The sequence below is a fragment of the Bradyrhizobium sp. SZCCHNGR1005 genome, from assembly GCF_032489995.1.
Lineage (GTDB): Bacteria > Pseudomonadota > Alphaproteobacteria > Rhizobiales > Xanthobacteraceae > Bradyrhizobium.
Map to the genome: position 1 here is coordinate 1,268,888 of NZ_JAUEZC010000002.1, position 12,755 is coordinate 1,281,642.

Annotated in this window: 11 protein-coding genes and 1 riboswitch; of the genes, 10 read left to right on the forward strand and 1 reads right to left on the reverse strand. The window is 64.4% G+C overall.

From position 1 onward, the window contains the following. Positions 1 to 19 precede the first annotated feature (19 nt). From QXZ85_RS11905 to QXZ85_RS11945, 9 genes are all read left to right on the forward strand, one after another. Positions 20 to 712, forward strand: coding sequence for a hypothetical protein (locus QXZ85_RS11905; RefSeq protein ID WP_316174171.1), 693 nt, complete (start codon positions 20 to 22; stop codon positions 710 to 712). A 23-nt stretch (positions 713 to 735) separates the two neighbouring features. Further along, on the forward strand, positions 736 to 993 hold the full coding sequence (locus QXZ85_RS11910) for a hypothetical protein (RefSeq protein ID WP_316174173.1): 258 nt from the start codon (positions 736 to 738) through the stop codon (positions 991 to 993). An 88-nt stretch (positions 994 to 1,081) separates the two neighbouring features. Then, positions 1,082 to 1,300, forward strand: a riboswitch (cobalamin riboswitch). Positions 1,301 to 1,522: 222 nt separating this feature from the next. Continuing rightward, entirely contained in the window at positions 1,523 to 3,532 is a 2,010-nt protein-coding gene (locus QXZ85_RS11915) for a TonB-dependent receptor plug domain-containing protein (protein WP_315767526.1), read from the forward strand. Positions 3,533 to 3,626: 94 nt separating this feature from the next. Next, positions 3,627 to 4,205, forward strand: coding sequence for a hypothetical protein (locus tag QXZ85_RS11920; RefSeq protein WP_315767525.1), 579 nt, complete (start codon positions 3,627 to 3,629; stop codon positions 4,203 to 4,205). Between the two features lie 228 nt (positions 4,206 to 4,433). After that, positions 4,434 to 6,227: a peptide ABC transporter substrate-binding protein gene (locus QXZ85_RS11925; protein WP_316174176.1), complete on the forward strand. Its 1,794-nt coding sequence runs from the start codon at positions 4,434 to 4,436 to the stop codon at positions 6,225 to 6,227. A 50-nt stretch (positions 6,228 to 6,277) separates the two neighbouring features. Next, the gene (locus tag QXZ85_RS11930; RefSeq protein ID WP_315701673.1) at positions 6,278 to 7,237 is read left to right on the forward strand and encodes an ABC transporter permease; all 960 of its coding nucleotides are present in this window, start codon (positions 6,278 to 6,280) and stop codon (positions 7,235 to 7,237) included. After that, positions 7,203 to 8,144, forward strand: a complete 942-nt coding sequence (locus QXZ85_RS11935) for an ABC transporter permease (protein ID WP_316174178.1) — start codon at positions 7,203 to 7,205, stop codon at positions 8,142 to 8,144. The genes QXZ85_RS11930 and QXZ85_RS11935 overlap by 35 nt, the downstream gene beginning before the upstream one ends. Next, a complete protein-coding gene (locus QXZ85_RS11940; RefSeq protein WP_315767739.1) occupies positions 8,144 to 9,145 on the forward strand; it encodes an ABC transporter ATP-binding protein in 1,002 nt (333 codons plus the stop codon). The genes QXZ85_RS11935 and QXZ85_RS11940 overlap by 1 nt, the downstream gene beginning before the upstream one ends. Next, positions 9,142 to 10,140, forward strand: coding sequence for a dipeptide ABC transporter ATP-binding protein (locus tag QXZ85_RS11945; protein WP_316174180.1), 999 nt, complete (start codon positions 9,142 to 9,144; stop codon positions 10,138 to 10,140). Before QXZ85_RS11940 ends, QXZ85_RS11945 begins: the two co-directional genes overlap by 4 nt. 27 nt (positions 10,141 to 10,167) lie before the next feature. On the opposite strand, the gene QXZ85_RS11950 is transcribed toward QXZ85_RS11945, so the two are convergent. Beyond that, positions 10,168 to 12,027 carry a feruloyl-CoA synthase gene (locus QXZ85_RS11950; protein ID WP_315701670.1) on the reverse strand — a complete coding sequence of 620 codons (1,860 nt, stop codon included), beginning with the start codon at positions 12,025 to 12,027 and terminating at the stop codon, positions 10,168 to 10,170. Between the two features lie 233 nt (positions 12,028 to 12,260). Here QXZ85_RS11950 and QXZ85_RS11955 point away from each other — a divergent pair, with 233 nt between their 5' ends. Then, a complete protein-coding gene (locus QXZ85_RS11955) occupies positions 12,261 to 12,746 on the forward strand; it encodes a MarR family winged helix-turn-helix transcriptional regulator (protein WP_315742477.1) in 486 nt (161 codons plus the stop codon). Positions 12,747 to 12,755: the final 9 nt, after the last annotated feature.

The following is a 12,755-nucleotide window of genomic DNA, read 5'->3' on the forward strand; positions in this document are numbered from 1 at the left end:
CGGGGATACGGAGATGTGCGTGACGAAATCGATCACCCTTGTGGCTTTGGTGTGCGTGCTCGTGGCAGGGGCAGCTGCGACCAGCATCCTGTTCCGCGACAGCGTGCCGTCCGCCGGTATTGAAATGCCGGCCGTAGTGGCAAAGAGCCCTGTCTCCAACCGGCAGGCCAAGGGCGACCGCCTCACTGTCGCTCACTTTTCATCGCTGACCGAGGACATCCAACCGGCCGCTGCGCCGAGCGAGCCGGTGCGCCAGGCCTTTGCCTATGCCGCCGCCGACGCTGAGATGCCGAAGCCGGCTACGCCAGCGCAGATCACCGGCGCCATCGTGGCGTCCGCACAAGTTGCCGAGCCGGCCGCGCCCAGGCAGAAGCCATTGGTGGCGCTGCGGCCCGAGGTGCAGAAGGCCTATGCCCTGCTCAGCGATGGCCAGATCGCCGGCATCAAGGAGCGCCTGAAGCTATCGCCCGATCAGGAATATTACTGGCCTGCGGTGGAGACCGCGCTGCGCGCGGTCGCCCGCAAGATCCACGCCACGCGTCAGGGCAATCCGAAACCCGGCAGCATGCCGATCGACCCCGATTCCGACGAGGTGCAGCAGCTGAAATCGGCGGCGATGCCGCTGCTCTGGCAGCTTCGCGACGACCAGAAGGACGAGGTGCGCAAGCTTGCGCGCATCATCGGTTTGGATAAGGTCGCCGCCGCGATCTAAACGCGGCCGACGACGAGGATTTGGTGTCCGACTACGACTCCTTACGCGATTTTCTGAAGCAGCAGACGCTTCCCGAACTTGTGCTCAGCTTCGATCAGATCGAGGAGCTCATCGGCGCGAGCCTGCCGCGTGCGGCGCAGCGCGCCTCGTGGTGGGACAGCCTGCGCAGTCCGCAGGAGCGGATGCCGCAGCGTGAGGCTTGCCTGGACGCCGGCTATGTCGCCACCCGGCTGCCGGACGGCAAGAGCGTCCGCTTCAAGAAGATGAAGCGCGACAGATGAGGCAGAGCGCCCCGCGGCTGCCGTTTTCGGACCTCTGCTGACTATTCTGCGTCGCGCCGGGCCGGCATTGACACCGTCACATCCCTCCTTCTATGTGCCTCCCGACGGTTCCCCTTCGCCGGGGATCAAAAGGGAATGCGGTGCCGGGAGATCTTCCGCGATGGAGATCGCAAGAAGGCCGCAGCTGCCCCCGCAACTGTAAGCGGCGAATCTCGCGTCAGATGCCACTGGGAATCTCGGTCCTGGGAAGGCGGCGCAAGGTGACGACCCGCGAGCCAGGAGACCTGCCGTCAGCCGTGGTCACACGCGAGGATGTCGGTCGGGGAGTACAGACATCGTTTCACCCGAGGCGCGTTGCCGCGTCCTGGCGTGAGACCTCGTTCGCGGTGACGTGCCACTGCCGTCCCGCCGAGGTCTTCGACCCATGTCTCCGCCATTCTTGTCTCACTGTTGCATCCGTCTTCCTCTCCTCGCCGCTGCGCGCTTGCGCGCCGGCCCTGTCGCGTCTCGTGTTGTCGCTGCCATCGTCATGGCCGGTCCGCTCGCCGCCGAAGCGCAGCAGTCGGCCTCACCCGATCTGCTGCCTCCGGTCGAGGTGGCGGCGCCCAAACCCAGACCTAAACCCAAGTCGCAGCCGAAGCGTGCGCGACCTTCAGCTTTCCATGCGCCAGCGGATGCGCGGACGCAGTCGCCTACGCCTGCAGCATCGACGTCCGCGAATGCCGTATCTGTCGCCGTCAGTCCGACCGGCATCGTGAGCCCGGCGGCCCAGGCGGCAAGCTCGATCAGCATCGTCACCGCCAAGGACATCCAGACTCAGCAATACCGGACCGTGCCCGACCTGCTGAGCACCATTCCCGGGTTGAATGTGGTCCAGGCCGGCGGTCCTGGCGGACAGGCCTCGGTGTTCGTGCGCGGCACCAATTCCAACCACACCAAAGTGCTGATCGACGGCATCGAGCTCGGCAATCCCGCCACACCGAACGGCGCCTTCGACTACGCGCATCTGCTCACCGCCGACATCCAGCAGCTCGAAGTGTTGCGCGGTCCGCAAAGCGGTCTCTATGGCTCGGATGCGATCGGGGGCGTGGTCTCGATCGTCACCCGCAAGGGCGAGGGTCCCGCCCGCGCCGTTGCGTCGGTTGAAGCGGGCTCGTTCAATACGTTCAACCAGACCGCGGGCGTCAGCGGATCGCAGGACAATTTCAACTACGCAGTCAACGTCGCGCACCTTCATGCCGGCGATGTGCCGGTGACGCCGTTGCAGCTGCTGCCGCCCGGACAGCAGGCGATCGGCAACAGCTACGACAACATGACGTATTCCTCGAAGCTCGGCCTTGCGCTGAACGACGAGTGGACCGTCAATTCGGTGGTCCGCTACACTGATGCGACTTTGTTGTTCACCGGCGACGGCGGCTTTCCCAGCGTGCCGAATGCCGCGCAGAGCCGGCACAATGTGCACCAGCTCGCAACGCGCCAGGAGGCGGTGTGGTCGCTGCCCGGCGGCCGCATCACCAATTATTTCGGCGTCAACTACACCAGTGATAGGAGCTCCGATCTCGCACCCGGAGATCTCTCCTCCACCGTGGGGCAAGGCGAACGGCTCAGATACGACTGGCACGCGGTCACCCGGATTGCGCCGGGAAACGACGTCATCGTCGGTGCGGAGCAGCAGGCTGAACGCCTGACCACGGCGGCGCTCTCGGCGGAAAACGGCAACAAAGCGGGCTTCATCGAACTGCAGTCGTCATTCGCCGAGCGATTTTTCCTGGTCGCGAATGTGCGCGATGATCTCAACGACGCATTCGGCTCGCATGCGACCTATCGGATCGCGCCGGCCGTGATCGTGCCGCTCACCGAGACCAAGCTGAAGGCAAGTTACGGCACCGGCTTCAAGGCGCCGACGCTCAGCCAGCTCTACCAGGATTTTCCGGCGTTCAATTTCTTCGGCAATCCCAACCTGCGGCCGGAGGAAAGCACTGGCTATGATCTCGGCTTCGAGCAGCCGCTGTTTGCCAACCGCATCCGGTTCGGCACGACCTATTTCCACAACAGCATCACCAATCTGATCGCGACCAACGACACGTTCACCTCCTACGCCAATGTCGGTTTGGCCAGGACGGAGGGAACCGAGAGCTTTGTCGCGGCCGATGTCACCGGCCGGCTGGCGGTCCGCGCCGACTACACCTTCACCCGCGCGATCGACGCCATCACTGGCCAGCAATTGCTGCGCAGGCCCAAGCAGAAGTGGAGCGCCACCGCGATCTGGCGGCCGGTCGATCCGCTCACCGTGTCGGCCACCGTGCTGCATGTCTCCGATTGGCGCGACGTGAGCCGTGACGGCCTGGTCTCCGGCCTGACCGCGCCCGGCTATACCATCGTCAATCTGCGCGGCGATTATGCGCTCAGCGACCAGGTGAAGCTGTTCGCCCGCGTCGATAATCTCTTCAACAGGCACTACCAGAACCCGACCGGTTTCCTGGCGCCGGGGCTCGGCGTGTTCGGCGGCATCCGGGTCGCCAGCTATGGCGTGCAATGAGACGTCTCCCGGGCGCGGCCGCTCCGAGGCGGATCGTGCGGCCTATCGCCATCCGACAGAAAAGTTTAGACTTAGCAACCGAAGGAGAATTGTCATGGCTCTTGATCGTCAGTTCCGCCCCGCGATGGGCATTTCGCTCGCACCGGTCGCGCCGCGATATCAGCCATTGTTCGCATTTGCTCTGTTGTCCGCCGCGAGTTGCCTCGCCAGTCTCGCGCTCGCCTGTGCGACGCCGTTCGCGGCGTTCGCCGTGGTGGCGGCTGCGACGCTGCCGCTGGGCTCGGCGCTCGCGGTGATCGCCGGCGCATGGCTCGTCAATCAGGGCATCGGCTTCTGCGCGCTGGGCTATCCGATCGACACCACCACATTGGCGTGGGGCTTTGTCATCGGCGCGGCCGCGCTGGCCGCAACCCTGCTCGCATCGGCGGCGTTGCGCGTCTTGCCGCGGCTTGTTCCAGCGCCGCTCGCGCTCACCGCCACGCTGCTCTTCGCCTACGCCGCTTATGAGTTCGTTCTGCTGGCCGCGACGCCGGTGCTCGGCGGCGCGGCGGCTTTCGAGCCCGCGATCGTGCTGCGCATCGGTCTCACCAGCATGGCATGGTTGATCGGATTGGTCGCGGTTTGCGAGGCCGTTCGCTTGCTGGGCTCGTTCCGCGCCGAGCGCGCCTTGTGATTGTGATGCGGCCTGCCGGTAGTTCCATTTTCCGGTATCGTCCTGGAATGATCCTGCCGCAGCTGCGAAGCGAATCCCGCGGCAGGTCATCTAACGAAGGTCGAATCAAAGGTTGGCCCGGAATCTGCTTTGACAGTTGCTCCGAACGCTGATCCAATTTCACGCCGCTCCAGGCATCTGCATGGAGGCGTAACGTTTTCTTGGATGAGCATCAGCTGGAGCTGTTGAATGTACGAGCGCGACCTTCGAAACCAGATCACCGATGTCAAAGCCGGGCGCCTGTCCCGCCGAGAATTTGTGCAACGGATGATCGCCGTTGGGCTGAGCGCACCGATGGCCGGTGCGATGCTGGCCCATTCTGGGGTCGCAATCGCCGCGGAGGAAATCGTCTATAAGCCGACCAAGGCCGGCGGCGGCGGTCCGCTGAAGCTGCTGTTCTGGCAGGCACCGACCCTGCTCAATCCGCATTTCGCGATCGGCACCAAGGATCAGGAAGCCTGCCGGCTGTTCTATGAGCCGCTTGCCGGCTGGGACGCCGACGGCAATCTCGTACCTATCCTCGCGGCCGAGATTCCGACCAAGGAGAACGGCAGTCTCGCCGCCGACTACACCTGGGTGATCTGGAAGCTGAAGCAGGGCGTGAAATGGCATGATGGTCAGCCGTTCACGGCCGACGACGTCATCTTCAACTGGCAGTATGCTGTCAATCCCGACACGGCTGCGGTCTCGATCGGCAGCTATAAGAGCCTGAAGTCGGTCGAAAAGATCGACGATCACACCGTGAAGCTGACGTTCGTTCAGCCCACCCCGTTCTGGGCCGATCCCTTTGTCGCGGCCTTCGGTCAGATCATCCCCAAGCATGTCTTTGCCGATTACATCGGCGGCAAATCGCGCGAGGCGCCGGCCAATCTGAAGCCGATCGGCACCGGCCCCTATATGTACGTCGATTTCAAGCCCGGCGATTCGATCGCCGGCAAGCGCTTCCCGGACTATCACCAGCCGAACCGGCCTTATTTCGACACGGTCGAGGCCAAGGGCGGCGGCGATGCCGTGTCCGCAGCGCGCGCTGTGCTGCAGACCGGTGAATACGACTATGCTTATCTTCTCCAGGTCGAGGACGAGATCCTGATGAAGCTGGAGGCGGGCGGCCAGGGCAAGGCCCAGCAGACGGTGACGGGCTATATCGAATACATCGCCCTCAACGTCACCGATCCCTGGACCGAAGTCGACGGCGAGCGCGCCAGCATCAAGACCAAGCATCCGTTGTTCTCGGATCCGGCCGTGCGCAAGGCGATGAACCTGCTGATCGACCGCGCCTCGGTGCAGAAATTCATCTATGGTCGCGCCGGCGTCGCCACCGCGAACTTCCTCAACAACCCCGAACGCTTCCGCTCGCCGAACAACAAGTTCGAGTTCAACATCGAGAAGGCCAACCAGATTCTCGAGGAGGCCGGCTGGAAGAAGAATTCGTCCGGAATCCGCGAGAAGGACGGCAAGCAGCTCAAGGTCGTGTTCCAGACCTCGATCAATGCGCCGCGCCAGAAGAACCAGGCCATCATCAAGCAGGCCTGTCAGAAGGCGGGCATCGAGGTCGAGCTCAAATCCGTGGTCGCCTCGGTATTTTTCTCCTCGGACGCTGCCAACCCGGACACCTACACGCATTTCTACTGCGACATGGAGATGTATCAGACCACCATGCCGCAGGCCGACCCGCAATTCTTCATGAACCAGTTTGTCTCGTGGGAGATCGCGAACAAGGAGAACAAGTGGCAGGGGCGCAACGTCTCGCGCTGGCAGAACAAGGAATATGACGAGACCTACCGCCAGGCGCAGAGCGAGCTGGACCCGGTCAAGCGCGCGGCGATGTTCATCAAACTCAACGATCTCGTCGTTCAGGACAACTACATCCTGCCCGAGATCAACCGCAAGAATTGCATCGGGTTGAAGAACGGCATGGTGGTGAACAAGAGCGGCTGGGACAACGATCTCTGGCAGATCGCCAACTGGTATCGCGAGACTTGACGCGCATCACGCCACCCCGATGATCACCGCAACTTTGTAAGGCGGGAGCGATGGGAAATTACCTTCTCAGGCGCCTTATCGTCGCTGTGCCGAGCCTGCTCGGCATCAGCCTCATCCTGTTCGTGCTGCTGGCGCTCGCCCCGGGCGATCCGTTCGGCGAGCTCGCGAGCAATCCGAACATCCCTCCCGAGGTACGCGAGGCGCTGCGCCTCAAGTTCGGGATGGATGATCCAATCATGGTGCGCTACCTGCATTGGCTGATCGCCATGCTGCATGGCGATTGGGGCTTCTCCTTTGCCAGCCGCGTCAACGTCGACACGCTGATCATGCAGCGGATTCCGGCTACGCTCTACGTGGTCGGCACCGCGCAGCTTCTGGCGCTGGCGGTGGCGCTGCCGATCGGCGTGCTGGCGGCGATGCGGCCTTATTCGGTGTTCGACCAGATCGCCAATACCTTCGCCTTCATCGGCTTCTCGCTGCCGACCTTCTTCACCGGCCTGCTGCTGATCCTGATCTTCAGCGTCAATCTCGGCTGGCTGCCGTTCGTCTATCGCACCGACATCCACGCCACCGGCTGGCTCTGGTACTGGGAGAACATCAAGCAGGCGATCATGCCGGTGGCGGTGCTCGGCCTGTACCAGGCCGCGTCCTATACCCGTTACATCCGTTCCGCCGTGCTCGACGTCATCAAGCTCGATTACGTCACCACGGCACGCGCCAAGGGTCTCAACGAGAAGAAGGTGATCGTCAAGCACGTGGTGCGCAACGCATTGATCCCAGTGGTAACGTTGGTCGCGCTGCAGATGCCGACCGTATTCGGCGGTGCCATCGTCACCGAGCAGATCTTCCGCATTCCCGGCATCGGCTCGCTCCTCATCAGCGCGATCCTCGCCAACGACACGCCCGTGATCATGGCGGTGACCTTCGTGTTCGCCTGTCTGGTCGTCCTGTTCAACCTCATCGCCGATATCCTGTATGGCTGGCTTGACCCACGTATCTCCTTCCGTTGAGACGGTCGTCGCGCGGGTGGTGCGCAAACGCCGTTTCTCGCCCGGCCGCGACGCGGTTCGGCGCTTTCTCCGCCATCGCCTCGCGGCGGTCAGCGTCCTTGTGCTGGCGCTGCTGGCGTTGTCGATCCTGATCGGGCCTTGGCTGTGGCGCGTGCCGATCAACGAGATCGATTTCACCGCGCGCCTCGCGGCGCCGTCCTGGGATCATCCGTTCGGGACCGACGATCTCGGCCAGGATCTGCTCTCGCGCATGATCTATGGCGGCCGCATCTCGCTTGCGGTCGGCTTTGCGGCGATGGCGGTCGGCCTGTGTTTCGGCATCATCGTCGGCGCCATTGCCGGCGCCTCGAGGGGCGTCGTCGATGCCGCGCTGATGTGGCTGACCGACCTGTTCCTGTCGTTGCCGCAACTTCCGCTGCTGCTGCTCGTCATCTATCTGTTCCGTGATTTCCTCAAGGGCTGGCTGGGGCCGGAGGGCGGCGTGTTCGTCCTGATCGTGCTCGTCATCGGCGGCTTCCGCTGGATGCCGGTGGCGCGCCTGGTGCGGGCGCAATTCCTCTCTCTGCGTGAGAAGGAGTTCGTCGAGGCGGCCCGTGCGCTCGGCGCCTCCAACCTGCGTCTCACGGTGCGTCACATCCTGCCCAACGCACTCGGCCCCGTGATCGTCGCCGGTACCATCGACGTGGCGGCCGCGATTATTGCCGAGTCGACCCTGTCGTTTCTCGGCCTCGGTTTTCCGCCTGACATCCCGACCTGGGGCCGCCTGCTCTATGATGCCAAGGACTATCTCGACATCGCGCCGCATTGGGCGCTGTTCGCCGGCGGGGCGATCTTCCTCACCGTCATCGCGATCAATTTCATCGGCGACGGCCTGCGCGACGCGCTCGATCCACGGAAGGTGATGTGATGGATGCGCGCGTGACGCCGCTGCTCGAGATCAAGGGGCTCAAGACCTATTTCGACAGCGATGAAGGCAAGGTGCAGGCGGTCGACGGCGTCGACATCTCGATCGGTCGCGGCGAGACCTTGTGCGTGGTCGGCGAGTCCGGCTCCGGCAAGACCGTGACCGCCATGTCGGTGCTGAAGTTGATCGCGATGCCCCCCGGCCGCATCGTCGGCGGCCAGATCCTGTGGCAGGGCCGCGATCTGGTGCCGCTCGGCTCGTCCGAGATGAACAAGATCCGCGCCAGCGAGATCGCGATCGTGTTCCAGGAGCCGATGACCTCGCTCAACCCGGTCTACACGATCGGCGAGCAGATCACCGAAGTGATCCGGCTGCATCAGGGCCTTTCGAAGCGCGCAGCGCTGGAGCGCGCGGTCGAGATGCTGGCTTTGGTGCAGCTCCCTAATCCGCAACGTCGCGTGCATGATTATCCGCATCATTTTTCGGGCGGTCAGCGCCAGCGCGTGATGATCGCAATGGCGCTGTCCTGCAATCCGAAGCTCCTGATCGCCGACGAGCCGACCACCGCGCTGGACGTGACGATCCAGGCCCAGATCCTGGACCTGCTGCTCGACATGAAGGAGCGGTTGGGGATGTCGATCATGCTGATAACGCATGCGATGGGCGTGGTCGCCGAGGTCGCCCAGCGTGTCGTCGTCATGTATGCGGGGCGCGTGGCGGAGGAGGCGCCGGTCGATCGCCTGTTCGCCAATCCGCGCCATCCCTATACCCAGGGCCTGATCCGCTCGATCCCGCGCATCGACCTCGATGCGGTGCGCAAGACGCGGCTCGAGAGTATCGCTGGCACCGTGCCCAAACTGGTTAACCCGCCGGAAGGCTGCCGCTTCGCCTCGCGCTGCCGTTTCGCGCTTCCGGACTGCAAGCGCGCCCAGCCGGAACTGCGTGAGATCGAGCCGGGCCACAAGGTCGCCTGCATCCGCGCCGAGGAGAGCTTGCTGCAATGAGCGCGCTTGCTGAAGCCACACCCGCCGCTGCCGCGCCGCTGCTCAGCGTCCGCGATCTGACCAAGGCGTTTCCGATCCGCGGCGGCCTCTTGAAGCGCCAGATCGGCAGCGTGCGCGCGGTCGACGGCGTCAATTTCGATATCGGCGCGAGCGAGACGTTCGGCCTCGTCGGCGAGTCCGGTTGCGGAAAATCGACCACCGGCCGCTGCGTGCTGCGTCTGATCGAGCCGAGTTCGGGCGAACTCCGCTTCGAGGGCAAGGACGTGATGTCGCTGTCGGGCGACCGCTTGCGCGCGCTCCGGCGCGACATCCAGATCATCTTCCAGGATCCTTATGCCTCGCTCAACCCGCGCATGACGGTCGGCGCCATCATCGGCGAGGCGCTCACGATTCACGGGCTGGCGGCGACGCGGCAGCAATACGAAGCGCGCATCGTCCATCTGCTCGAGACCGTCGGCCTGCAGGCCGACCACATGACACGCTATCCGCATGAATTCTCCGGCGGCCAGCGCCAGCGCATCGGCATCGCGCGGGCGCTCGCGGTCGAGCCGAAGCTGATCATCTGCGACGAGCCGGTGTCCGCACTCGACGTCTCGATCCAGGCGCAGGTGATAAATCTGCTGGAGGACCTGCAGCAGAAATTCGGCATCGCCTATCTGTTCGTCGCGCACGATCTTTCGGTGGTCGAGCATATCAGCCGCCGTGTCGCGGTGATGTATCTCGGCCGCATCGTCGAGACCGCGGCCGCGCGGCAGCTCTATTCGACGCCCAAACATCCCTACACCGAAGCGCTGCTGTCGGCGGTGCCGATCCCGGACCCGTCGGTCAAGCGCAAGCGCATCCGCCTGAAGGGCGAGGTGCCGAGCCCGATCAACCCGCCGCCCGGCTGCCATTTTCACACCCGCTGTCCCCTGGCGAAGGACATCTGCAGCAAGGAAGTACCGGCGCTGAAGGCGAGCGCTCCGGGGCACCTCGTGGCGTGTCACTTCAGATAGGCAAGGGGCGGCCGCAGATCGTCGGGATCACCGCGGCGCCAGCTCGATCACGCCGGGGGCCGCATCGGTCCGAAGCATCGCGATCAGCTCCGCCCGTCGTGCCAGCACGGCGCGCTGGTTGATGTAGCCTTTGTCGGTGATCTCGCCGGCATCGAGCGATGGTGGCTCGGCCATCAGCAACGCGCGCGTTGCAAAGCGCGACGAGCCGACTGCGTCGGCGCGCAGCTTCGCAAGACCTCGCGCGACCGCCTCCCGCACGGCCTGATGCGCCAGGACCTCGGTGACCGGAGCTGTATCAGGCAGTCCGGCCGTGACCCGGCAGGCGGGCAGGCTGGGAACAATGAGGAAATGAACCTCATCGGTGCCGTGACCTGCGATCACAATGTCCTGCGCGAGCGGCGCCAGTGCCGCAATTCCCGCGATGCGCAGCGCCCCGACATTCACCCAGGTGCCGGAGCTGAGCTTGAAATCCTCGGTGATGCGGCCGTCGAAGAACAGCCCGCGCTCCGGACGGTCAGGGTCGGCAAATTTGACGGCGTCGCCGATCTTGTAGAAGCCTTCCTCGTCGAATGCCGCCGCGGTGAGCTCGGGCGCCCGCCAGTAGCCTGGCGTCACGTTGGGTCCGCGCACCCGGATCTCCAGCTTCTCGCCGGCAGGCACCAGCTTCAGCTCGGTGCCAGGTATCGGCACGCCGATATTGCCGGCGCGCTCGGCAAAGAAGTGGCAGTCCGTGGCAAGCGGAGACGTCTCGGTCGCGCCCCAGGCCGAGATCAGCGGTGCCGGCCGGCCGGTCGTTGCCTGACACAGCTCGTTCAGCGCATCCCACAGGTTCTGCGGCAGGGCCGCGGCTGCGTAGAAGATGCATTTCACGCCCGAGAAGAAATTCTGCCGAAGCTGGGCATCGGATTTCAACGCACCTACCAGCATGTCGAAGCCGCGGGGCACGTTGAAATAGACGGTCGGCACCACGCTGCGCAGGTTGGCCAGCGACGTCTCGAACAGGCCCGGTGCCGGCTTGCCTGCATCGATGTAGAGCGAGCCGCCCTGGCTCAGCACGAGATTGAAGTTGTGGTTGGCGCCGAACGTGTGACTCCAGGGCAGCCAGTCGACGATGACCGGGCCGCCCTCGATCTCGCCGAGAAATGTCCAGAGCTGGGCCTTGGCCTGCTGGCTCGTCGTCAGCATGCGCTGGGTGTTGATGACCGCTTTGGGTTGGCCGGTCGATCCCGAGGTGAACAGAAGCTTGGCTACCGTATCCGGCGTCACCGCGGCGAAGGCGCTGTCGACCTCCGTGCCGGCGCGCGTCGCGATCACCGATTGCAGCGGCACTGACGTGGCCGCATCGCCATCCCCGGCGATGATCGCCGCATCGTGATGTCCGTCGATCGCCGCCAGCGCCCGGGTAAACGGTTCTCGCTGCGCGACGAAGATCGCGCCGGGGTCGAGCAGCCGCATCATCGCGCGCAGCTTCTCATGGTCGGTCGACATCAGAGAGTAGGCCGGCGAGATCGCGCTGACGGGTACGCCGACATACTGCGCGGCGAGTGACAGCATCGCATGCGCGATGCTGTTGTCCGAGAGAATCGCGAGCGGGCGGGCGGGCCCGAGACCTTGCGATAGCATCCAGGCTGCGGCAGCGCGAACCTGAGCCAGCGCTTCGCGATAGCTGAGCCTGGTCCATGTTTCGCCGCAGCGCTCGGCGAGGAAAGTCCGCTCCGGAGCCTCCCGTGCCCAGTGTTCGAGCCATTCGCCCGTGCACCGCGCCGACGCCGTCAGCGGCATGGGCGAGCGCAGGAGGATGATGCCGTCGTTGCGCCTGGTTGCTTCGACCGAGGGTTCAGCGAACATGGCGTCCTCGGCGGTCATGACGCGCTCGGCGAAGCGCATGGGGCGCCTTCAAGAATGCGCAACCTGCTTCGTTGCGCCGCGGCATTTCGGTCGCGCCGCATCCGGCCGCTGCCTCACGGGCTGACATGGCTCCTCCCCTCATCTTCTTTATTGGAACAGATAGTAGCAGAATAGTTGCACTTTGCAATTATTGTCGATGCAACCGATCGGGCCGGCTTGCTCGCGGCAAGGACCCGGTCTACGGGGATCATCGTGCGGGATCGCGAGTCAGCATGTCCAAGAACGGGGACGCCGCCGCATCGGCGCAACAGGAAACAGGCAGGACACAAGCCAAGATTGGCCTCGGGGAGCTCGAGAGCCATCTCGGCTATTTCGTGCGACGGGTCCAGCATTGGATTTTCCGCGACGTCAATGCGACCTTGGCTGACATCGATCTCGACGTCATCCGCTATTCGATCCTGGAGACCATCGCTGCGAATGGTGGCATCACTCAGGTCGCGGCCGCGGGCGCGTTGGGCATCGAGCGAGCCCGCATGGTGGGTCTGCTCGATGATCTGCAGCGGGCGGGGGTCATCGTCCGGCAGCGCTCGGAGCTGGACCGGCGGGCGCATGCACTGCATCTAACGCCGCGCGGCCGCGTGACCTTGAAGAAGGCCAATGCGTTGGTTGCCGCGCACGAGAAGAGGGTGGAGCGGCGGCTTGGCGCCGACAATTACCGGCGCGCGCTGTCCGCGCTGGCGCGGTTCAATCAGGATTAGCCTTGGGAC